Here is a 23,793-nt window from a genome sequence, read left to right as displayed (position 1 = left end):
CGTCATTCAGAACATTAATCAGTGGGTTGATCAGGATCCGCTTGCTTGTAAACTTGCCGCGGCTTACTGCCCTCTTGTGGGCCAATGTACCCGCGTTGTTCCAGGTCATCCATGATGCGAGCGGCGCGATTATACCCGATGCGGAACTTCCGTTGGAGCAATGACGTGCTAGCCTTTTGTTGCTCGACCACGAATTTTAACGCATCGTCGAACAACTCATCATCGCTGTCACCGGCATCCTCCTGTTGTAGCTCTTCGTCGGTCACCATCATGTCCTCGTCGTAGTCCGCGGACTGTTGTTGCTTGATGAAATCGACCACGTTCGCCACGTCATCGTCCGGAATAAAGGCCCCTTGGACCCGCACCGGTGAATTGGCATCGACCGGTTGATACAACATGTCCCCGCGACCCAAGAGCTTTTCGGCCCCGTTGGCATCTAAAATGGTTCGGGAATCAATTCCACTGGACACGGCAAAGGCAATTCGTGATGGCACGTTGGCCTTGATCAGACCGGTAATGACATCAACGGATGGCCGTTGCGTGGCCAGGATCATGTGGGCCCCGGCGGCCCGCCCCATTTGGGCTAAGCGAATGATGGCGTCTTCGACTTCGCTCGAAACCGTCATCATCAAGTCCGCCAATTCATCCACGACAACCACGATATACGGCAACGTTGGTCGGGCTTGGTCGTCCTCGGCGTTGGCCTTCTGAACAAAGGCGTTATAACCGGAAATTTTCCGTTGCCCAAATTGTGAGAACAGTTCGTAGCGCCGTTCCATTTCGGCAACCACCTTGTGGAGCGCTCGGGCGGCCTTCTTGGGTTCGGAGACCACCGGCGTTAACAGGTGGGGAATGCCGTTATAGACGCTTAATTCAACCTTTTTGGGGTCAATCAGCATTAATTTCAGCTGGTCCGGCCGGGCGTTCATTAACATACTGGTAATAATCCCGTTGATGGCCACGGACTTCCCACTCCCGGTCGCCCCAGCAATCAGCAGGTGCGGCATCTTCGTGAGGTCCATCGTCACCACTTCCCCGGTCACGTTGCGACCCAGCGGGACTTCGAGTGGCTTGTTGGGGTGGGCTGGCTGAGCTTCAACCACGTCGCGGAACGACACGGTTGAGACTTCCTTGTTCGGAACTTCAATCCCAATCAGGGACTTCCCGGGAATAGGCGCTTGAATCCGAATTCCTTTGGCGGCCAGTGCTAAGGCGAGGTCGTCGGCTAAATTCACAATCCGCGACACCTTGACCCCAATGGCCGGGTGCAGTTCGTACTCGGTCACGGAGGGCCCTAAGCTCACATTTTTCACTTCGGCGTCGACGCCAAAGCTATCGAGCGTTTGCTTTAAAATCTTAGTATTGGCATCAATCGCGTTGACCTCTTCCGTCTGGTCGGTTGGTGGCACCTGTTTCAGCAGATCTGCCGTGGGTAACTGGTAATTGGGATCGACCGGCGTACTGCTGGCCAAAGCGGCGGCTGTTGCGTCGGCCTCCTCATCACTCCCCGCGTCACTCTTGGGCGCTGCCTTGGAAGTTGCGTCAGCCGCCACAGTGATGTGGTAACTGGGTTCTTCTGGCGCAACGGGCACGGTCGGTTGTGGCTTAGGTTCTGGCAAGTCTTTCTTGTCCGGATCCCTGGGTGTCGTCACGGTCGGCTTCTTCTCAGCCCGCTTGGCCTGACGCTCCTTGGCCAATTCGCCCCCCTTTTTCAGGGCGGTGCCACTGGCTTGGAGGCCGGAATGTAAGGCCTCCCAGATGGTCTGGAACCAGTGCTCGATACTTGCCAGCGGAATCTGGAAGAAGACAATGACTCCCCCCAGCATAATTAGCCAGGCCGCTATCTGCGAGCCGACCAGGGCAATCAGCCAAGCAATCACACTCAACAACAGTGTACCCACCAGGCCACCACCCAGTTGCGACGTCAAGCCACCGCTGAAGAGATCTGCCAGCCCTGCATTCCAAATGACGGGGAGAAATTGACTGTGGATGTCGACCGCAATAAAGTGATTGGCGCTCATCCAGAGGAGCCAACCGCCATAAATCAGGCCACTACCGAGCCAGTAGTGCCGGGCAATGCTCGGCAGTCGGCCGGTGATGGTCAAGGTCACCCCCACCGCAGCGATGAGAATCAGCCCAAATTCATAGGTATCCCCCACAACTAGCCGAACAAGATCGGCCGTCAGGGTTCCCAATAGTCCCAGATTGAACAAGCCCAAGCCCGCTAAGGCAATCAGGACTAAACCAATCACGTTGGCCGTATAAGGAAATGGTTGTTTTTTTGTGGTCTTACGACGAGCCGGCTTACGCTTAGTGGTGCGGCGCCGGGTCGTTTTTCGTTTGGTAGCCAACCGACTGCCTCCTTTCGCTTACTTTAATTTATCGTGTGGGTAGGTGTGCACCCGTTCAAGGTTGGGAAATGCCTGTTGCCGCAGGACTTCGTAAATCACGATGGCCGCACTATTAGACAGGTTAAGGGCCCGAATGTGGGTGTCGTCTTGTGGAATCCGAATACATTTCTCAGCGTGCTTGCGCATGAAGGGTTCAGGCAGCCCCGTCGTTTCTTTCCCAAAGAGGAAATAGTGATCGTTCTCATTGACGCTGTAATCCGGTTCGGTATAGTCCTGATCAGCAAATTTGGATACCAAATACAGTTGGGTCGGATCTGGAATCGACGCCAGAAAGGCTGGTAGGTTCTCGTGGTACCGTACATCCACCTTGTCCCAGTAATCCAGGCCAGCCCGTTTTAAGTGGGCATCATCCACGGAAAATCCGAGGGGCTTGATCAGGTCTAAGACGGTGTCGGTCCCGGCACAGGTCCGGGCGATATTCCCCGTGTTGGCGGGAAAAAGGGGCTCAAATAACGCAATGTGATTGCTCATAAATTCTCTTCTCCGTTCTGTTATCAAACATTCGTTCTGTTCCATTATTATAGCCATTCCGGGGGGCCTTTGACAAGGGCTGGCGCGGCAAAATAATTGGGCCATCATCACGAACGCACCATGGTCGTTCCCCAATATTTTCGACTAATAATCAGTTTGCAGCAAACTCGTTTAGCAATATTTTCACCCTCAAAATGACTTATCCCAAAAGCAAGCCAGCTACCTCATTGATTCAGTCTGCACAAGAGTGAACATGGTAAACCGCGACAATACAAGGATTAGCCAATCGCTAGTCACTGAACAAACCAACTTGATAACTGGGAGCCCCCGCCTGAACGTGGTAGGTTGTGGGTGTAGTTAAGCTTTGCTAAGGAGGAATTATTTATGCGCAAAGAATCAAAAGTCGTGTTACTCGTTACCTCCAGCCTAGCAGCCATCTTCTTGTTTGAGTCCCCAATCAAGGCTCAGGCGAAAGTCGTTACCGCAACTGGAGTCGATGCACGTGACGCTAAAATTGTCTCGGACCCGGGTGGCAAGGTCATGAGTCACACCGTGGTACTGCCAAAGACTGGCGTTTACGATGTGAAATACAGTTGGGCCATCCCCAAAACTGAAAAGATGGTCTCCGGCGACACCATGGAATTCTACATTCCTAGTAACGTCAACGTCACCCGCACACGGTCGTTTAAGCTGATTGGAAATGACAACGTTGTCTTGGCGGGGATGACCACCGTGACCAAGGATAGTCACGTCGGCTACAGTACCTTCAACAGTTACTTTTCAAATCCGAAATACAGTCGGAAAGGCTTTATTACTTTTGAGGTCAACGGAGCCGGCAAAGAAGAAGTTACTACACCACCAGTTGTGGATCCCGGGCCTGGCAATGAAGGTCCAGGAATTGAAGGCCCAGGGACAGAGACACCAGGGATTGAAAATCCAGGGACTGAGAATCCTGGAACCGAAAACCCTGGGACTGAAAACCCTGGGACCGAAAACCCTGGGACCGAGAATCCTGGAACCGAAAACCCTGGGACCGAGAACCCTGGGACCGAGAATCCTGGGACTGAGAATCCTGGGACTGAGAATCCTGGGACTGAGAATCCCGGAACTGAGAATCCTGGGACCGAAACACCTGGGACTGAAAACCCCGGGACTGAGAAGCCCGGAACTGAAAATCCTGGAACAGAGAAGCCCGGAACAGAGAACCCTGGGACCGAAACACCAAGTACTGAGAAACCTGGTATTGAAAAACCAGGTACCCAACAACCTGGCATCGACTTCCCTGGCGATGGCTCTGGGACGACTGAAAAGCCAGGGACTGAATCCCCAGCTGTAACACCTCAAGAACCTGAACACCCTGGGACTTCCGTTTCCGGTGAAGACGTTTACAACCAATCATCTGAAAACAAGCCAAGTGTTGACCATCCTGCAACCACTACCAGCAATAATGGCGGCCAATCCGCTACCATTGCCCCAACTGGTGGTAGTCAATCTGGAACAAGCGGCACCAACGGGTCAACCGCTGGAACGCAAGCTGCTGGAACAACCTCAGCAAGTCAATCAGCGACGGCTAATCCAGTAGCCACCGGCTCAGCAGCAAACAAGCCGGGCACGCTGCCACAGACTAATGACCACCAGTCTAACGGTGTAGTTCTCGCTGGCACAGTCTTACTCCTGACCAGTTTACTTGGTGGATTTCTGGGTCTTCGCGACCGGAAACAGTAACCCCAATCACCCCTTTCACCAGTGACCGTTGCCGACGTTCCAACGTTCCTAACGATCACTAGCCTGTTCAAACAACTCTACGTGACAACAAACGACCTTGAGACTACTGTCCCAAGGTCGTTTTGTTTGGTACGTTATGGTTTAAGAACTGAAAATCACACATCGTATTACTGCTTAATACTCAATGTCTTATTCGCTGAAACGTATTCCCCGTTGCGCAATAGCAGGCGAGTCGTCAAATGGTACCGTACCAGCTTCTTTACTTTCAAGACCTGACCTTGCCGGTAACGGTGTCCGACCGTCTTCAAAGAAACTTGACGGTAACTCTTCACCCCATCGCGCAGAACCTTCACCCGTTTGGGATTGCTTTGGTAATAGGTTGCGGTGGTGAAAGCATCATTTGCCGTGATGTACCCGACTTTGCCAGCTGTCCGCCTATCGTGATTCACATCCACAACCTTGTACCGCAAGCGGCCCTGCTTGGAACGGGCATACCCCGTCACTACGAATTGGGGCCGGTTAGTCCGGGTGCGTTTAGCGTAATACAATTCTCGCGTTTGCTTGGAAAAATTGGGCGTACGGTACAATCCCAATTTCTTAATCGCGTAAATAGTTTCTTTCTGAACTGGCGCTTTCTCATCAGCCTTGTTTGCTGTTACATCAGGTGTCGAACTGGTACTAGACGAATCGGTCGTCGCCGCAGAGTTACCCGTGGATCCGGAGGCCGCCTTCGTATAGGTCACCGTTATGTCGGCAGTCTTCCCTGCGTAGTCAAAGTTCACGGGAACGGACGCCTGCGAAGCCGTGAAACCGGTGATAGTTGGCGAAGTTACCGTTGAACTGGGTTCCTAACCCGTTGCATTCTTGTACCCATATTTCACAGCGTCCGGTGCTGCGGTCGTGCCATCGGCGTACTGGTAATGGATTGTCGTGGTCTTAAGGTCGGCGTCCGTGATGTAGACCACCGTTTCGGTTTGGCTGTCGTCTGCGTTGAACGTTACGGACGACTTATCTGCTGTGTAACCGGTAAACGTTGGAATAAAGGCTTCATCGTTGACCACTTCACCTGGGTATCCAGTGATATCTTTCTTAGGTTCCGGAACCTGCGCACCATCCGCTCCCTCTAACTTATTTGGTAAGGTGCTACCATCCGAGGTCTTAAATAAGACCGTCATGTTGGCAGTCGACTTCTTCCACGGAACATTCACAGTACCCGTTTGTAGATCAAATTGCTCATCTAACAGCGACTCAAATTTTGGCTGATCTAAAGTATACGGCGACCGGTTCAAATCGAAATTACCCGTATCGGAAGCCTCCAGCAGATCTTTCCAATAGCCGTTAAAATTGTCTAATGCATTCAAATTTGCCGCACTTTGAGTATCCGTTAGTTCATGTTGCTTATAGATATAAGCTAAATCAGCTCTCGTCCAAATCCCATTATCTGTATCAGAAATCGTCCTGTAGTATGCAGGAATATCGTTTCCTAGACTCGTAGTATCGCTACTATTAGCCGTATAACTGGCTAGCACCTTTCGATTAGTCAAACTGTCTGAACTAACCTCAACCAAGGTAGTAATTGATGGTCCTGAAGTTGGTACTCTTAACGCACTCGTAGTCATCCCCTGAGCTGATATACCATAAGGCGGTAAGCCATTTGGATTATCCTCATCAAATGGGGTCACCTGAAAGCTAATCTCTTGGGTATCCGCCTGTGCCTGAACATAGTGAGGTGTTTGTTGCCCACTCACGCCAATTAGCCCTACCAATAAACCAACGCACCCCGCTATCAAATATCGCCGCCATTTCATTTTTTCACTCCCTCTAATTATCATAGTTTAAGAAACCGTTTTCATAATTAATTATAACCTATGTTTACACTTATTGCCCCACATTACCCTTAAAAATATTTGTTAGCACCACTTTTCAAAGATTTTTTGTGAGCATTCATACGCCCAATCACTACAGATATTCTGCAACACTCATCCTCTTACAATTAACATCTATGTACAAGATTAGTGTATACCATAATTCGGTGCCTTATACAGTGTAAACTTCCAAAGAGCACGAAAAAAAGCAGCTCCTCGGTGTGGGCACGGCGAGGGACTGCTTTAGTGAAGTGCTACTTGCCAGCCATCAACAGCAAAACTGATGGTGACTGCCAAACGATTTCTCATCGATTAATATAACACTGTCTTGTCAGGTTCACAAGCATTTTTAACTTTTTCTTTAAACGTTTTACTTCACGCCCTCAGCGGTTAACAGGGTCACGTCAACCGTGATTGCTGGGAACGGATTTGCCTTGACCTCTGCCAAGCGTGCTTCGTCTGCGCCCCAGTGCATCGGCGTCATTAACATCAGGTCGGCAAACAAGTCAGTCGGCACCGGTACCTGGTAGTGAATCCGCTCTGCGGTGGCGTTGGGATAGTGCTTTTGGAACAGTTCAAGCACGTTACTATTGTCGTAACTGGCGTGCGCACTCCCCGCGGGGAAAATGGCCTGGCGCAGTTCAATCAGGTAGTCCGGATTGGGAATCACCTTTAACAACTGACCACCGGGGGCCAAGACACGGTTGAACTCATTGTAAGCTGACGGTGAAAACAGGTCGAGAATCGCCGTGAATTGGTGATCAGCGAACGGCATTTGGGCCAGGTCAGCCACACAGAAGAAGGCATCGTTGTCGAGTTGCGTGGCTAAATTAATCCCGGGCTTCGATAAATCAAAGCCAACCGCCGCATCCTGGCCACGCCGGCCCTTCAGCACATCATCCAGCGGCGTTCCTTCCCCACAACCAACGTCCAAAATCGTTTGTGGTGTCGCCGGCAGTTTAGCGGCAAAGGCATCGGTAATCCCGGCAAATAAGCCGGCCTGCAACATCCGCCGCCGGGCCGCTAACATGGCGTTATCATACTCGCTAGCCACGGCGCGCTGCATAAAGTACAGCGTCCCCTTCTTGGACAAATCAACGTTATGACCGTTGGGACAAATCAGACTGTGACCTGCCACAGTGGCGTAGGGTTCGAGACACACCGGGCAACGGAATAGCTGGGTGTGCGCGGCCAAGAACGTTGCCGCTTGATCAATCTTCTTCATGAGCTTTCTCTCCTGTTTCTGCAATGATGGGCTGTGGGTCTTCATAGCCGCCAACAAAGTTCTGGTACCAACGGAAAATCTCGGTGGCAACGACCCGGATGACGGCGTACCCCGGAATCCCGAGGACCACGCCCAACACGCCAAAGGCCTTGCCGGCAATCAATAAAATAAAAATAATCGTTAACGGGTGAATTTTGAGTGAACTTCCCAACACGAGCGGTGAAATGATTCGTCCTTCTAACGTCTGTTCAATGACGAAGACGATCAACACCTTGACCAGCATCCACGGGGACACGAATGCGGCGACCACTACGGCGGGTATCATGGCTAAAAAGGAACCGAGGTACGGAACCAGATTGAGAACACCAGCCACGATGCCCAGCAGTAGCGCAAATTTCAACCCCACAATCAAGAAACCAACGTAGAACAACACGGCCACGATAAACGCGACGACCAGTTGGCCCCGAACGTAGTTACTGACTTGACGGTTCATTTCACGTAAGAGTTTCACGACGGATTCTCGCCGGCTAACCGGTAACAACCGGGATAAATAAGTGGGCAATTGATGGCCGTCCCGTAAGAGATAAAACAGAATGAACGGCGCGGTCACAATGGCCACCACGATGGACACGACCCGGCTGACGATGCCGCCAACGGAACTGACCGTATTCTTGGCCAGACTGGAGATGGCGGAGGATGAACTGGCCGACAGATGCTGGTTAAACTGGTCTAGCTGCTTGCGGATACCATCGAGTCGGTCGTCCTGGAGCCACTGCAGGCTGGTCTGCGTAATTTGGTGCCAGTAGTCCGGCCACTCGGTAATCAGGGCGGTCGTCTGCCGTTGAACCATGGGAATCAGGCTGATGACACCCCACGCCAACAGAAGGGCCACGACGATAAACAGGCCAACGATTGACCAACTACGCCGAACGCCCCGCTTCTCCAGCAGATCAACTACTGGATTCATCAGGTAATAGCCGACTCCGGCCAGGATAATGGGCAGTCCCAAGATCTGCCCCACCAAAATAAAGGGCGTTGCGAGCCATGGGACTTTACTTAAGACCAGTAAAATGAGTAAAATAAGGAGCGTGATTGTTAGAATGGAAACCAGCCGATTGTTAACGACCCAGTTCCAAAACCACGACCGGTGCTGTTTGAGTTCCGATTTCAAATGGGTCACTCCTTGAATTGATTTATGTAAGTGGATTTTGAGCTCTTGCTGATGGCCGTTACATTGCTGTGGTATCATTTGCAAGAATACTGTACTTCTTACCCGGCAAGTGATTCATCGCCATATCTAATGGCTGATCATCAGAACTCTAACATCATTGTGGCCACGCCGCGCTGGCCACCACAACGATAACCTCACCATTCGGGATACCACGTCAGCCGTTAGGGCGGCGAAAATAAGTTCAGCCGTGGGAATTCCCTTAGCGGCGACTTTGGCCGGTTAGGGAATTGGTGCTTTTGAGACACGACTTATGTGGCTCAAAACAAGCCCGAAGACCGCCTTTTGGCTTCGGGTGTCCGCCCACCGCGTTCCGACTTATTTTCGCCGCCCGGTAAGGCGCTGTCAACGACAATGTAACCCGGATGAGTGGATATATTGTACCATACTGTTAGCCGCTTTGCGTCAAGCAAGCGAAGAAAGGATGACGATTTTGCTCTTAGTTGAACCGTTACTAGAAAATTATACAGACCTCCCCGCCGCCATTCGTGCCGGGGCCAAGCACGTCGCTCTGGCCGATAACCTGGCCGTTGGCGGAACAACCGTCAGTAAAGGGGTCATGGCCGAGGCCGTGCGGTACGCCCATGAACACCAGGTGTCCTTGGACTTGATCATCGCCCCCCGCGGTGGCAACGCCCCCTACAACGGCGTGGAAATTAAAATGATGGAAGCCGACCTGTTGGAGGCCCAACAGCTGGGCGTTGACGGTGCCATTTTCGGCGCTCTCACCGACCAAAACCAGTTAGACGTCGAAGTTCTGAGCACGCTGATTGCGGCGGCTGGTGGGATGACGCTGACATTTGGCCAAGCCTTCGATCAAATCCGGCCCCAGGACCGCGGGACTGCGTTAGATTGGATAGCCAGTCAGGGCGTCGACCGCGTGTTAAGCGCTGGAACCGCTGCCAACGACCAGCTCGCAGACTGGACTGCCAGCAAGCGCTTGGCGGATGCGGATGGTGTCACACTAGTTCCCGCAACCGTTACGGCAGCAACGGCCCAACAAGTGGCAGACGACTTACACGTGAATTTGGTGTATGGGCAACACGTTTTAGACTTTTAAGAGTTGCACCTAAAAAGGACGGCACCGGTGGATTGGCCTTCACCGATACCGTCCTTTTACGCATCATCGTACAACGTTTAACCCTTCACCTTAAAATTTCCATGCTTATCAATACCATTTACTGCCATGGCCCGAACCAGCCTTGACTTAATAGTCTTATCCGCAGACTTATCTGCATAAGTGGCCAAGTACTGATAAAACTCTTTGAAAGTCGTTGCCCGGCTATTGACCATTACACCGTACATCAGCCCCTCGTTGATAAGTTCCTTATTGGCCAAACTATCATTTCCATGTACAAATAGCTGATAAACGTCGAATGGATCGTCCTCCAACGCGGCATATTTTCCATAATTAATGTCAAACAAGTCATTCAAGGCTCCCCAAACTGTATTATTTGTTGATTTTCCGTAAAGTGAAGCGTTTTTCTGAACCAACGTATCATAGGCAAAAGCTTTGGTCAGACCATACATATACCGGTATCGTTGAAAAATTGCCCAGCCCTCCTTATAGCTAACACCTGGATCAACGTTATAAGCCGAATGACTCCTGTAACTTCCCGCCGCTAGCTTATCGTTGACTCGCCACATGTTCCAATGAGCCCACTCATGACTGACCGCGGAATTCATGGTCATCTGAGTCTGATTGCTGGTATTGATACAAATGACTGGCCGGCGAATCACGCCTCCATCGTTATCACTCTTTCCACGACTGTGAAAAGAACTTTGACTATCAGTTAACGTGGGGTCATAAATCAGGTCAATCGGTTTTAACGTGGCCCTGCTCATATCAATGTATGACGATGCAGCTTTTATAGCAGCCGATTGATTCCGAAAAACATCCGCATAAGTTCTGTTCAACCTTGCAAGCTGATAATACATTTGAGAAGAAACCGCAGGCGTCTCGTAAACCGAGATCCGCTTGGAACTTAATATCCGATTCTTGGGAACTGTAAGTGTGTGGCTAACTTGATAACGAGCATCCTTTAAGGTAATTGCATAGCCACGTGCCTTTTCACCAAAAAAATAGGTTAGTTTAATCCGATCAAATTTTCTGGTTGCCTTTAACTTCAAATGCCTAATAACACCCGCTGCATTTGTCGTTGTTGAAGCAAGCGAAATCTGCTTGCCAGTCTTACTGTTAATGCCGTAAATTTTGACACTAGCATCTGCCAATGGAATCGCCGTGTCAAAAGCAGTCCCACTCTCCTTAAGTGAGAAGCTGTACGCCTTGATCGTCATCTCATTACTCGGTGTGACCTGTTTTGATGTTGAACGACTTAATGTTGCTTGAACGATGAAAAGTAAAAGAATTCCTAAAAAAATGCCGATGCCAATATAGATCTTCTTCGATCTCTTCATACTCACATCCTCCTAATGATTGTTTTCACGCCATCTGTTTCATGTACATTGAATCTTGAAGTTTCCGTGATATGACTTACGGTCATCCAAAATTCATTGTTTGTTCATTATAACCATCTACAAATATTATGCCTTGTCTTAGTTTGGGACTGACACTATCTGCTCCCAGAGTCAAGTTCACCTTCCAAACTAATCACACTTTTAAGAGCTAAAGCTAAAAGGACGGTACCAGTGGATTGGAGTTCACCGATACCGTCCTTCTTGTTTCACGAACGCCCTTCAATCACGAGTTGCCGCATGAATTGGCTCAACCAGGGAACCGCATTTCCTTGGGAGCTTATTCTTCGTGGTTGGTGCTCGACCCGATTCGTTCGCATTCCCAAATGACTCTACTTAAACGTTGAGGTGACCTTACCATCGTGATAGAGCACGTACGGCGTCTGATCCGTGTATACCCACTTTGCTAAGCGCTGAGGTTGTTTCCAGCTTAATCCAGCCAGTGCCAGGGCCGCACCATCCATGACGGTACTCTTGACGCCCAGTTTGTTCACGGCAGGTGCCGCATTACCAACGGACCAGTAGCCCATGACTTCTGAGCCGATCTTTCCCTCAGCAAAGGCGTTCGTGCCCAACGTCCCACCGGCTAAACTTGGAATACCCAAAGCATGACCAATTTCACGAATCAAAACAGCTTCTACCCAATCTTGCTTCTCCGCTGAGCTGAGTCCCTTAGATTTCCAGTTAGCTGGATGAAAGTTCATCCCCTGACGATCATAGGTCTGACCACCCAGCGACGTAGAATTAGAATCGCTCTTGCTATCATGAATGACTTCATCGCTCTGCTTGGCACTGTCAACCACACTAACGATTTGTTGTCCAGCCAGTGTGTTCCAGTAGGTCGCAGCGTCTTGTACCATCGACTTGGTCATCAACTTAGATTCCGTGTACAACTGCAAAGTCGTATCCGTTCCCATAAAGTTACTGATGTTGTTCTTGCCGACTCGGTAACGATAAGTCACTGAAGCCTGGTCCAGACTGGTATTGCCAGTGTAGGCGGTGCCGTGTGTCAGACTGGTTAACTGCTGCAGTTTCTTGCCGGACACCATCTTCTGGTTGATCAGTCCATCCTGCGTCGTGTAGGCCCGGGACCGCTGATAATAATGGTTATTGCCAAACATGGCCTGGTACATCTTAGTCATCCCCCACATAGCGGTGCCGACAACGGCTGCCAGGAGGACGAAGAAGACGAACCGCTTGAATACTTTCATCGGCTTACCATCTCTCTATCTATTTACTCATAAATAACCTGTGTTTCAGCAATTTAACCCTTAAGCATAAAGTTCCCATTTTCGTCAATGCCATTCACGGCCATCGCTTTTACTAGCTCAGCCTTCAGCACTTGATTATCTGTGCCACTTAAGTAATTCTGAATCAAGTACTGATAAAAGCCCTCAAATGTTGTTGCACGGCTATTAACCATCAGTGAATACATGAGTCCCTCACTCACCAAATTCTTTCGAGACAATGTGGCCTCATCTCCAACAAACAACTGATAGATATCAAATGAATCATTCTCAAGTTGCGCGTAATCATCATAATTGATGTCATAGATATCGTATAAAGCACCTTTAACTGTGAAATTTGTCGACGTGCCAAATAACCTAGCATCATTCTGAACCTGCGTATCATTTGTGAATTCGTTTGTTAGTCCACATGAATACCGGTGCCTCTGAAAAATCGCCCATCCTTCCTTGTAACTCACTTCAGGATTAGCATTATAAGTATAGTGAGAACTATACTCGCCACCAGGCATCCCTGTAGCACGATACATGTTCCAGTGTGCCCACTCATGCGTTACGGCATTCGTTAAATCCCAGTCAGTTATATTGTCCGTATTCACACAAATAACTGAACGAATAACGTCTCCTTTACCATTACGATTAAATGAGTTTCCGCTTTGATCAATGGTCGTATCATAAATCAAATCAATAGGTTTGAAGGAAATTTGGCTGGTATCAATATATGATGATGCCGCCTCAACTGCTTCAACTTGATTGCCATAAACATCATCGTATACACTATTCAGCATTGTCAAATAATAATAGAACGAAGGAGTTCCATTGTCACCACTGAATGACGAAGTCCAATTTCCATTGATAACCCGATTGTCCGGAATCGTTCGTGTATGATTCACATTATAATGATAATCAGTTTGCTTAATAACATATCCACGTTCATCATTACCAAAATAGTATTGAAAGCGAATCTGATCAAATTCTTCATCTGACTTCAACTTCAAATTAGAAATTTTACCAACGCTATCACTCACTACAGTCGTTAACAACGTTGTCTTTCCGGTCACAGTGCCAATTCCATATACATTCACCTTTGCATCACGAATAGGGACGGAAGTCGTATCTGCATCTGGTCGAACACTCAACCTGAAGCTTTGAACCTCAACTTCATTCTTGCTAACATCTGCGTGCACAGCTACCGGTACAAACCAAACCAGTAATGCAGCGACAGCTAATACAACTAAAAGCTCTCCATTTTTTCCCATCTCTTTTCACCTCAAGCGTTTTCAACTGAGTCCACCTTTTTTCACAAATATAAGACCTAAGCATGCTATTTTAGCTTGGAAGGATCAAATCAATTTCCAAGAAATACCATACTGGTATGCATACTCATACCCTTCATACCGTCCATTAAACCGCTTTTCAAGCATGTCCCAATACTTAGAGTCATGGGTGACCTCTAATGCCACTTCAATGGCACGCTGACAGGCTGCAGCCTTTTTAGTCTCTTGTCGTTCATCAATCGCTTTGTCAAAGAAAGGAATTAAAGCATTCGGTTCTTTCAACAAAGTTTTAAATGACTCAAATTCATCCGACAAATACCGTTTGAAAACGTAATTAGCCTGCTCATTAGCCATGGCAGGAATCTTTTGATTGTTTTCAACTAAATACATGTACCTAGCCATAATGTAACAAGCAGTCTCGGCATTCATTCGACCATGACGAACATGAAAGCTCCCAAAGAAATTATTAATTCTTAGGATTTCCGCCTTAGTATCATTATCTAACAGTCCCTTGCGAAGCAATCTTGTCATCGTCAAGATACTAAATCTATTGTCCGTTCTTGCTGTGCTCATAAGATATGCTGGTGTATCTTCCGGTTTGATTTCGTGATGTAACCAATAGCGATAAAGAACTTGATTGGCACTCGTACTTTCTTCACATTCTTGCCACAGATTTGCTCGCTCTTCATCACTAATTCCAGGTAATTCATATCTGAATGTTGATTTATACGGTGCCACCTGCTCGTCCAGTATTGGTCTCTTCACTCGCAACCAGTGATTAGGTGAAAAACTTTGGTTGTTGGTAAATTCCTTAAGTTCTTCCAGTTCCTCATTAGTTACTCGATCAAGCATCTCTGAAGATAAATTTTTCACATTTCTTAGAACTTGCTTAGTTGCTTCCTGTTCGACAACAACCTGAGGGGGAGTGATATCCGAAGCATTCTTCTGCCACCAATGCTTGGCTTTGGGCTTATCGTCCGCCTGGAATGGCTGTCCTAAAAATTTATCCAAGATTTCCTGTGAATTTAGGGTCACGCCCAAAGCATCGTGAAGTAAATGTTTCCCTTCACCCGAATGAAATAAAGCAGAAAATTCAATTGGCAAGGTAATCTCCCCAAGATTGGATTTTTCGCCAAGTGAGCCGATCCGAAAGTGAGTGACTAGAAGTCCAAAGTACGCTGCATATACGCGTTCAAAAAACTTTGGAAACATAATACCGCCATTTTCCGTATAATTATTCAAGTCCTTTAGTAAGGGGTAAAAATCAACGACCCGATAATAATCACGGATGATTGGGTAGTCCCGAATGAATGGGTAAATAAAGAACTGGATATTAGCAACAATGGGGCGAGTAAAAGTTAAATCTGCAATATCAAAATTAATGAGTTTACGAATGTCTGGGCTGTAACCCATGAAAGCAAAGTCTGTAAACTGTAGAATTCGTCCTGTCCGTGCCTTAAAAATAGCAATTTTATGCTTAAACACTCGAGGAATTTGCGTCAAATTTCTAGTCTGGGCTTCCTCAGCAACAAGTGGCAATGGATCAGGTTCATCTAGCATGGAAATCAACCGCTTTGTAGCAGGCAGGGCTCGATCCGTTCGGGTCTTTATCACAATCGCATCGGTCGGAATCAAATCTAAAGCCGCCTGCATCTGCTTAGCTTGCCGCCAATAGTTTACGGAATTAGCATGCATGTTTGCCACCATATCATCATTAGTCGGAGACATCACAACAGCCACATCATTTAGCGCTAGTTTAGCTTCTAAATCACCCAGTTGATCAAATTCATGTTCCCAGGTACTTACCACAATTCCTTGAATGATGCCCTTCTCTCGACACCGCATTAAATAGTCCATTATCAAACTAAAATCAACCTGATCACGAATTGTCCCACAGACCATTGCCCATACAGATCGCATACTCTTTCCTCCCCAATTAGCTCTCTTGTCTCAATCATTTCATTAATACCGGTTGAATAACAATTCACCAGCTACCAAAACTAGAGTCACTCCATTGCTGCTTCTTCCTTAAACACATCCAACTCTGCCGGCGTCCCCAACACGTGCACCACGTCAAACGGGATGTCCGTGTAGGTAATCTTAGCCTGTTGCTTCAATAAATAATGATACATCGGCGCCACGTAAACCTCACCGTACTCAGCCTTAATGGCATCCCCATAATGGTTGAAGATCTCTTTAAAATCGCCATACGTGTTGAAGTAATAGAAACCGATCGACGCATGACTCGAGACCCGTCGCTTCTCCACCACGTCGGTGACCTTACCCGCCTCGTCCAGTTGGACAAAGGACCAGTGGTCACCAGGAGCTGTGAACGTCGTCAGATTACCGTCGCAGTGCCGCAAGTCTTCTCGTAAAATGTAGCCCGGCAACACGTACGTATCAATGTTATACACAGCAACACTGTCTTTCGGATTCAAGACGGATTCCGCCGCCATCACCGTTGCTGCTTGACCGCTTGTCAGCTCTGAGATCGCCACAATCTGGTAGCGGTGAATACCCGCCTTACGAATCAGTTTCCGCAGATTGTCCGGTTGGTACTGACCCTCGCGCACGACGAAGACAAATTTTTCATTCACAAAATCCTTCAGGGACAGCATGGCCCACTCGAATAGGCTCTTGCCCCGCACTTCAATCTCATGCTTGGGGACGGTGTAGCCCACTTTACGAAAACGTGAGCCCTGCCCCGCCATTGTAATCACAACCTGCAAACCTATCCCTCCATAACTTTTGCCATGAACGGTGCGAACTTGGTAACGCCCACCGCCAACATAGCTTTTTGCCGTTCTGGCTTGTCCTTGTGCAACGGAATCATACTGAGGAACAGCAGCGATTCAATCAACTGAATCTGTTGGTAGGCCCGCTGATCACCCAGATGTTCCTGCAATTTCGTTTCAAATAAGTGACCGATTTCTTCTTCGTTGCCAGTAACATTGAGACCGTAGTCCAAGCGACCACTTTCATCAGCGTCCACCGTAAACATGTCGGAAATGATGCAGTCGTACTTGCCCGAGAAGCTGTGCATCAGCTTGGCGTAATCGTACTTGGCATCCCCGTAAATATCAAACTTACCGAATTTACCGCGGGGGTCAATCAACCGCATGACGTGCTTCGTGTTGTCATACAAAATGTTGGTCATGCAGAAGTCGCCGTGAATCACCGCAAACGTGTTCCCTTGGAGCACGCCACTCTGGGCCAAAACGTCTGGCAAAGCCGCGATGATGCCGTTGATACTCGGGTAATTCTGGCCATTAATCACTAGTGGTTTGTCCGCGATGGTCGCATAGAAATCGTCCTCATCAATCAACCGGTGGAGGCGGTTCACCGTCTTGTCCAGGTACATATCACTCACGGTGGCCTGGTACTCTTCCTGGTCAACCTGTACTTGATAATCATTCATTTCTGAACGCAGGAAGAAAAGTTCGTCAATAATTTCTCGCCAGAAGCCCAGTTCAAAATTACCATAGAGGAAGAGGTTGTGGAGGCTTTCGTAGGAGAAATATTCCATTTCCACGAACGGCGCATTGTAGTTCAGCGAGTAGTCAAAGATCCGTGGCGCAATGTACGACAGCCGCTTTGGCAGCTTCAGGTACCACTTGACTTCACCCAAGAACTTGTCCACGTCGGTACTTTCCTTGCGGATGATACCGCGTTTGAAGTCGATGTTGGTTTTGTTGAAGAACCGGGCTTCCACTTGCTTGGCCTCGGCATACTTATCGCTGTGCCCGAAGTCCAACCACTGGTCCGTGTCGGCAACCGTTAACGGGTGCTGTTCATCATAGATCCGCAAGTTTTCGTAGAAGGACTTTGCCCCCTGCCACGCTGTCACTAACTCTTGGCCGGCACTAAAGTTGAAGACCCCCACGGCTGCATCGAAATTAGCTTGGGCTTGTTCTGGCACGACCTTATCCGTGAAGACCACGTGTTGGTGCTGGTCGTAGGACACCGTGGTCCACCGACCGGCATCGCCGACTTCATGGGTGAAGATGGTGTCTGCGCGGGTTAAGTCCTGAGCTTTCACCACCGTGTCACCAAAGACAATGGTTAAGTCTGCAACTGTGGTTTCAGTCGCCAACGTTTGAAAGGCTTGCGCAACGGCTTCACTTAAGTTCAGCCCACTCGCCACTTTAATCGGCGTCACGGGTAAATGCTTCTGTGCCACATAATCCGCAACCGACTCATCGCTGGCACTCACGGCAACGTACATGTCGTAACCCAACGCCTGATACTGATCCACGGTCCGGTCAATAATTCGTTGCCCATCGGTGACCGGAATCATGGCCGGATAAATGGTCCCAAAGGTCGTCTGCATATCATCCGCAATCTTAGCCGCGGAGAGCATTAACAGTGTCTTAGTCAATGTACGTCACGCTCCTTTTCAACCAAATCCGCCAGCTCTTCAGGTGAATGCTGTAAGAGTTCGCTGGGTCGGAATGCCCGGTCATCAATGTAGTACCCACCACGGCCGGCCCAGGGCTTACCGAAGATAATTTCGTCATAGGGCACGTCATTTTTGGCGAGCCATTCCTGAGTCATGGGCGCCGTAAACTTGTTGATCTTGCCGAGGTTCCCTTCGTAGGTCCGCATTTGCCGCGACGTAAACAAGATGATATGGTAGCCCGCCTGTTGATACTCCCGCATTTTCTCAACCATGCTGACCTTGGGTGTGACGTCTAAATACGTTTGGTCCGGCGTCTTCAAGTCACACAGCGTCCCATCAATATCAACGACTAAACTAGTTGTTTTGTCCATCACAATCTCCCCCTAAAGTTTAAACGGTTACTTGTGCATCAATCTTCTCATCAAAGTAAGTTAACATGGCCTGCCACTGCTTGAACACAGCGTCTTCGGAATACCGTTTGGCATTTTCGTAGGAGGCTTCACTGTAGGCGGCCAATTCATCCTGGTGGCCTAGCAAATCAATCATGGCGTCCGCCAATTCCTGAACGTTGCCGTCGGTCGTTAAGCGGCCACTCACGTTGTTATCAATGATGTCGCTAGGACCATATTTCACGTCATTGGCGACCATTGGTAACCCGTGGGATTGTGCTTCCAGTAACATGAGTGAGAAACCTTCCGCCCGACTTGGCAGTAAGCCTAACTGAGCCCGATCGTACACGGCTGAGATGTCGTGCGTGTAGCCCTTGAAGGCCACCACATCCGTCAAGCCGAGGTCGGCGGCTTCTTGTCTGAATTGCTTGCCGATGTCCCCGTTGGCGTAGCCCCAGAGCTCTAAGCGGGCATCAGGGAACTGCTTGTGCACTTGCGCAAAGGCCCGGATGGAATGGTTTTGTTGCTTTTCGGGCGCTAACCGTGCCACGTGCACGACCAGATTCTTCTGACGTTTGCTAAAGTCTTGGTGTGCCTTGGCAATCTGTTCATCGGTCACAAACCCCACGGGAATCGTGAAGGCTGGAATATCCTTGCCAAACCGGTCCTCGATATCTTGAGATTGTTCCGGCGTGGAGGAAATCACGGCGTCCCACTTGTCCCAGTTCATCAACGCGTTTTGATAGTTGTTGTTCAGTTGGGAATGAATCATGTCGGTCGGATCGGCCACGTGGTCGTTGTGCAAATGCAGAACCCGGAAGGCCGACGTCTGCATGTTGAACAGTGCCCAGTCACATTCCACGGTCCGGTCACAGATATAAACATTCTGTTCGCCGTTAGCGTTCAACTCGTCGTAGAAGAAGCGGGTCAACGCGTTCATGCCGCTAAAGACCCAATCCTGGTCATGATAATTGAGAACGCGCCAGCTGAGATGCTCCTTACCTGCCCGGTTAAGCAGATGGCATTTTTCAATGTGGACTAAGCCGTCAGGACCAAAGTACTGTTCCTGCACAATCTTGCCGTCCCAATCGAAGAGCTGTTCGAGACACTTGAAGCCCCGGACATCCCACCAGGACATCTTAAGCGTCCGGCCGTTAACGTCAAAGTACTGGATGTTACTGATTTCATCAGAACCTTGCCGCAGATAAATAATCATTTGCATCTTCCCCTGCGCAAAGACTTGGATTTGATTGTCCTTCCGCGTTTGGGTGGTGTTGCTGGGTAGTGAAAATTCATTCAAAGAAAATCGGGTCGTGGGCACATCCGCGCTGCCACAGAAGTATTGGAAAAGATTCACAAATCCGGCCGGATCAATCCCCGCCTGATCGATAATCTTTGACAATTCCATTGAAAAGATTCGGGTCACAATCTTTGCGGGCACCCCGTTCTTTTCGAAAAGGTGGAGCCGGTTGATTTCAGCGTGTTCGATTCCTGATTTTGAATACTGCATGTTGTCATTTAAGAAATAATACATAGCGACTCCCTCCTACGCCTGTAACAAGCGCTGCCAACGGTTCCAAACTTTACGCTGCGTCCAGCTCTGGTGCGCCTCATCGTAGGCTGCCTGGCTGAGCGTCGCCAACTGGGCGTCATCCGTGAAGAGTTCCCGGATCTTGTCCGCCATTCCCAGTGAGTTCCCCCGGTCAATCAGGAAGCCGTTAACGCCATCTTTGATAAACGCGTTAGGCCCGTAATTGAACGGATAACTGATCACTGGAATTGCGTGGTCCATGGCTTCTTGCATGGCCATTGGCGCGCCATCGGCATAAGACATGTTGACCAGCAACTGGTAACGGTCGTAACGATCGGCCATTTGTGGGTCGTAGTCTTTAAACGTTACGCTATCGTTCAGGTTTAATTCCTTAACGACGGCGGCCATCTGTTCCATGAACTCTGGTGCGCCGTAGCCGTAGAGGTCGAAGGTGGCGTCGGTGATTTGGCTCTTGACCAACGCAAACATCCGGAGCAGTTGTTCAATTTGCTTGTCCGCTGAGATACGACCCACGTACAGTAAGCTGTGCGGTTGGCGTTGCATCTGTGCCATCTTCGCTTCACGTTCCTTGGTTAACGGCACCGTCGTCACGGCAGAAATTGACGTGAATTTAGCTTGTGAATACCGTTGACGAAGGTGTTCTGCTTGTTGTTCCGTTGGCGTGATGAACCCGTCAAAATGGTTAAAGTGTTCGAAGGCGGGTTCCAGGAAGCCGTCTAACTTGCCGTGAACTGGATCGTTAGGATCAACGGCGTGGTTAATGGGAATGTAGATGTACTTATGAGAGTTATCATTGAGCGCCAGTAAGGGGCGGACACCGGTCCCCGGCCGATCACTGATGAAGGTCGTGGTTTCAGGATCTTGCTTACTCAGTTCGGTCAGGAAGAAGGCAAATAAATCATCGACATTCTGGAAGAACAAGTCGCCGCGACCTTGATAGTCCATTAGGGTGATTCGGGAGGTCAGTGGGTTACCATTGGTATCCGGCACGAAGAATTGTTCGAGGACAATTTTGCCGGCTGGCGTGTAGTAACGTTGAAGAATCAATTTACCATTTTGCCCGAAGTACTGGGTGGCAGACTTGAAGCCGCGCCAGTCCCAGAGATTCGTTTCAATCACGTTGCCTTGGCCATCGAAAAATTCTTGGTAGAAGACGCGACCCACGGTTCCAGGGATGAAACCAACATTACTGGTTGGCGTATCGCCGTCAAACACTTGGCTAAAGTTGGCACCAACAATGACTTCGGATTCAAGTGGCAGGTGCAAATCGTCGGCATGTAAGACTTTTTCGTCGCTTAACCCATCGACTCCTTGGAAGAAGTCGAACATGTTAACGATTTCATTGTCAGCCACACCAAACTTCTTGATGGTCTGATGAATCAGCCGATCGTAAGTCTTCGTCACAATCTTGGCTGGCCGCTTATAGTGATTAAACAGTTTCACGCGGTTCATTGCGGTATGCTCCACGCTAGAATTCTTTTGTAGGATGTATTCATTAATAAAATAGAACATCGTTACACTCCAATCTATTGGGTTATTCTTCCCAAGGGTATTTGCCATCTTTGTTTTTCTTCGTTTCTCTCATCATCTTCTCGGTTCGATCATCCATGCGCTTACGGGTCTTCTTCTTGTTCCGCCACCGAAACACCAGCACGAGAATCCCCACCACTACGTAAATCAACATCCGAATTGTGAATTGGACCCGCTTATACGCAAAGATTGTGGTCAAAACTGCCATCGTGTCAGCTCCTCTCAGTAAGTGTAGTTGTAATAGTTAATAAGACCGGATAAGAAATGCTCACAGTCATCGATTCGGGTTCGGAAATGGTCATGGCGGGCAAAGAATCCGCCAACGAACTTCTGTGGTGCGTAGAAGTACATAGCTAGCTCTGGTTGGAAAGCACCCGTCATGAGTTCATGTTCTGCTCGAACTTGCCAAGCCCGTCGCAAGCGAATCAAATCGTAAGGCTCTAGCAAGTCTTCGTTCCCTGTGCGTTTGATGATGTCAGTCATTTTAACGGCAGCGTTGAGCAGCTCCAATAACGTTGGATAAGCCGTATCTCGGTCCTCGATGAACTGCAGGTGACTGTAGACGTTCTTTAGTCCTAACTGCATGTAGTCTCGATTGGCTGGCATGATTTGTAAGGCTTCATTCACAGCATAGGCAATCCAATGATCGTGGTACTTACCGTAGTCGTTAGTGACCATAAAATCTAAAGAGTCCTTCACAGCTGCGAGCACCTGATCATCGCCAATAAGTTCGTACAGTCTGGCCAAGGCAAATGTGATTTCACCTTCGTAATAAATGATACGAAAGGCATCTTTCACGGTTAAATCAGTATTCAACACGTGATTGAACCGACCTGAGTCTTGCCGGAAAGCAACTACGCCATTGAACGCCTGTTTTGCTTGGGGTAAGAAGGTCTCATCATGTGTCACCTCTTGATACTTACACAAAGCCAGAATCAACATTGCTTGCGCACCAAGTTTAATCTCTGGTGCACCCTTCTTAGGACGTTCAACCACAAACAACGCGTTTCCCTCAGTAATCGTTAATTCTTGCAATCCCCACTGTAGAGCATCCTTAACCTTGGCCAAATCATCTGTGTTATTGGTAAACGCGATAGCTTCCAGCAAGGCATAAATTGAGGAAAAATGCCGTACACTGTTGTAACTGCTTAAAATCCGTTGTAGTCCGGGATAATAGCCATAAATGAACTGACCATTCTCCTTAATTTGCCGAGCCAGAAATGCTTCTCCCTGATACAAGTAATCATGCAATTCTTGTCTTGGATTAACTAATTGACGAAGACCCTTTTCACCGGTCTCGGAATCATCTAATCGCCAGATTTGTTCGCCATTGCTGAAGATTCCAGATGTAGTGAAAACCCAAACCTGTTGCGCGCTAGCTAGGTCAAGGGGAACAGAACCATTTCGCCGTTTCAAATACTTGGTAATCTGATCATAATCAATCCAGCTTGCGGACTTATTCTTGCCAATCTTATGGTTCTCACCTGGCTTGAAAAACTCGTGTCCATTGATTTCCATCTCTAGTAAGGCTGTCTGGAACTTTTCATCGAAGCTAATGCCTCGGCGCCAGTAATTCATTCGGTCCATTTCATTTAGTTGTTCCTTAACAGTCGTAATCGACTGTCTTTGGATACTGTGGACCACTTCGAGTCTGACCCAAGCATCTTGCGGGGCACTTGCTAGCGCCTGTTCAATTTCGTTCCAAGCTTGATTAAAGCTGTTACCCCGGATAAACTGAACTTCAGCCCGTTTCTTTCGGTCAGACACAGAAACCGCTATGGTGACTTCATTAGTGGCAGAATCGCTTAAATTTCCTAAATTGACAACTGCCTCTTTGAATCTTTTGATTACAGCTTTTTTCATCGGTAGGTAAGCCCCCTTCTTCAACCGAAGTTTAATTAAATACGCGTCAACTAACTATGCCAACAACTATTACCTGCTAAGATAATTGCTGCAAGGTTACAGCTTGTTTGGTTCATTCTTTATACAAATTCATATTAAC

At 48.6% G+C, this 23,793-nt stretch carries 19 protein-coding genes; 2 read left to right on the top strand and 17 right to left on the bottom strand.

Going from position 1 to position 23,793, the window contains the following annotated elements; genetic code table 11:
- Window positions 1-14 precede the first annotated feature (14 nt).
- Both EKM99_RS05960 and EKM99_RS05955 read right to left on the bottom strand, forming a co-directional pair.
- On the bottom strand, window positions 15-2,351 hold the full coding sequence (locus EKM99_RS05960) for a DNA translocase FtsK (protein WP_125581847.1): 2,337 nt from the start codon (window positions 2,349-2,351) through the stop codon (window positions 15-17).
- An 18-nt stretch (window positions 2,352-2,369) separates the two neighbouring features.
- Window positions 2,370-2,882, bottom strand: coding sequence for a tRNA (cytidine(34)-2'-O)-methyltransferase (locus EKM99_RS05955; RefSeq protein ID WP_125581845.1), 513 nt, complete (start codon window positions 2,880-2,882; stop codon window positions 2,370-2,372).
- A gap of 384 nt (window positions 2,883-3,266) precedes the next feature.
- On the opposite strand from EKM99_RS05955, the gene EKM99_RS05950 reads away from it, so the two are divergent.
- Entirely contained in the window at window positions 3,267-4,607 is a 1,341-nt protein-coding gene (locus EKM99_RS05950) for an LPXTG cell wall anchor domain-containing protein (RefSeq protein WP_125581843.1), read from the top strand.
- Window positions 4,608-4,774: 167 nt separating this feature from the next.
- Here the strand turns inward: EKM99_RS05950 and EKM99_RS05945 are convergent, their stop codons facing one another.
- The 4 genes from EKM99_RS05945 to EKM99_RS05930 form a co-directional block, all read right to left on the bottom strand.
- Window positions 4,775-5,389: a DUF5776 domain-containing protein gene (locus EKM99_RS05945; protein ID WP_125581841.1), complete on the bottom strand. Its 615-nt coding sequence runs from the start codon at window positions 5,387-5,389 to the stop codon at window positions 4,775-4,777.
- 66 nt (window positions 5,390-5,455) lie between these two features.
- A complete protein-coding gene (locus tag EKM99_RS05940) occupies window positions 5,456-6,415 on the bottom strand; it encodes a hypothetical protein (protein WP_125581839.1) in 960 nt (319 codons plus the stop codon).
- Between the two features lie 427 nt (window positions 6,416-6,842).
- Window positions 6,843-7,697: a methyltransferase domain-containing protein gene (locus tag EKM99_RS05935; protein WP_125581837.1), complete on the bottom strand. Its 855-nt coding sequence runs from the start codon at window positions 7,695-7,697 to the stop codon at window positions 6,843-6,845.
- Window positions 7,684-8,868 (bottom strand): AI-2E family transporter, encoded by a 1,185-nt coding sequence (locus EKM99_RS05930; protein ID WP_125581835.1) that lies wholly within the window; start codon window positions 8,866-8,868, stop codon window positions 7,684-7,686. Before EKM99_RS05930 ends, EKM99_RS05935 begins: the two co-directional genes overlap by 14 nt.
- Window positions 8,869-9,349: 481 nt before the next feature.
- Between EKM99_RS05930 and EKM99_RS05925 the strand changes: the two genes are divergently transcribed.
- Window positions 9,350-9,985, top strand: a complete 636-nt coding sequence (locus EKM99_RS05925) for a copper homeostasis protein CutC (RefSeq protein ID WP_225419798.1) — start codon at window positions 9,350-9,352, stop codon at window positions 9,983-9,985.
- A 77-nt stretch (window positions 9,986-10,062) separates the two neighbouring features.
- On the opposite strand, the gene EKM99_RS05920 is transcribed toward EKM99_RS05925, so the two are convergent.
- The 11 genes from EKM99_RS05920 to EKM99_RS05870 all read right to left on the bottom strand — a co-directional run bounded on the left by EKM99_RS05920 (window position 10,063) and on the right by EKM99_RS05870 (window position 23,654).
- Window positions 10,063-11,343, bottom strand: a complete 1,281-nt coding sequence (locus EKM99_RS05920) for a hypothetical protein (protein ID WP_125581831.1) — start codon at window positions 11,341-11,343, stop codon at window positions 10,063-10,065.
- 389 nt (window positions 11,344-11,732) lie between these two features.
- Window positions 11,733-12,611, bottom strand: a complete 879-nt coding sequence (locus EKM99_RS05915) for a hypothetical protein (protein ID WP_125581829.1) — start codon at window positions 12,609-12,611, stop codon at window positions 11,733-11,735.
- 53 nt (window positions 12,612-12,664) lie between these two features.
- On the bottom strand, window positions 12,665-13,903 hold the full coding sequence (locus tag EKM99_RS05910) for a hypothetical protein (RefSeq protein ID WP_125581827.1): 1,239 nt from the start codon (window positions 13,901-13,903) through the stop codon (window positions 12,665-12,667).
- Between the two features lie 84 nt (window positions 13,904-13,987).
- On the bottom strand, window positions 13,988-15,841 hold the full coding sequence (locus EKM99_RS05905; RefSeq protein ID WP_125581825.1) for a hypothetical protein: 1,854 nt from the start codon (window positions 15,839-15,841) through the stop codon (window positions 13,988-13,990).
- Between the two features lie 86 nt (window positions 15,842-15,927).
- Entirely contained in the window at window positions 15,928-16,641 is a 714-nt protein-coding gene (locus EKM99_RS05900; protein ID WP_225419799.1) for a glycosyltransferase family 2 protein, read from the bottom strand.
- Between the two features lie 11 nt (window positions 16,642-16,652).
- Complete coding sequence (locus tag EKM99_RS05895; protein ID WP_125581821.1) at window positions 16,653-18,299, bottom strand: glycosyltransferase family protein; 1,647 nt, start codon at window positions 18,297-18,299, stop codon at window positions 16,653-16,655.
- Entirely contained in the window at window positions 18,296-18,691 is a 396-nt protein-coding gene (locus EKM99_RS05890) for an HAD family hydrolase (protein WP_125581819.1), read from the bottom strand. Before EKM99_RS05890 ends, EKM99_RS05895 begins: the two co-directional genes overlap by 4 nt.
- Window positions 18,692-18,710: 19 nt before the next feature.
- Window positions 18,711-20,243: a glycosyltransferase family 4 protein gene (locus EKM99_RS05885; RefSeq protein WP_125581817.1), complete on the bottom strand. Its 1,533-nt coding sequence runs from the start codon at window positions 20,241-20,243 to the stop codon at window positions 18,711-18,713.
- Window positions 20,244-20,255: 12 nt separating this feature from the next.
- The gene (gene asp1, locus EKM99_RS05880; RefSeq protein WP_125581815.1) at window positions 20,256-21,773 is read right to left on the bottom strand and encodes an accessory Sec system glycosyltransferase Asp1; all 1,518 of its coding nucleotides are present in this window, start codon (window positions 21,771-21,773) and stop codon (window positions 20,256-20,258) included.
- A gap of 22 nt (window positions 21,774-21,795) precedes the next feature.
- Window positions 21,796-21,999, bottom strand: coding sequence for a hypothetical protein (locus tag EKM99_RS05875; RefSeq protein WP_125581813.1), 204 nt, complete (start codon window positions 21,997-21,999; stop codon window positions 21,796-21,798).
- Window positions 22,000-22,013: 14 nt separating this feature from the next.
- Complete coding sequence (locus EKM99_RS05870; RefSeq protein WP_125581811.1) at window positions 22,014-23,654, bottom strand: glycosyl transferase family 1; 1,641 nt, start codon at window positions 23,652-23,654, stop codon at window positions 22,014-22,016.
- Window positions 23,655-23,793 lie beyond the last annotated feature (139 nt).

Source organism: Levilactobacillus cerevisiae (genome assembly GCF_003946245.1).
Lineage (GTDB): Bacteria > Bacillota > Bacilli > Lactobacillales > Lactobacillaceae > Levilactobacillus > Levilactobacillus cerevisiae.
This window is presented reverse-complemented; position numbering and strand designations above follow the sequence as displayed.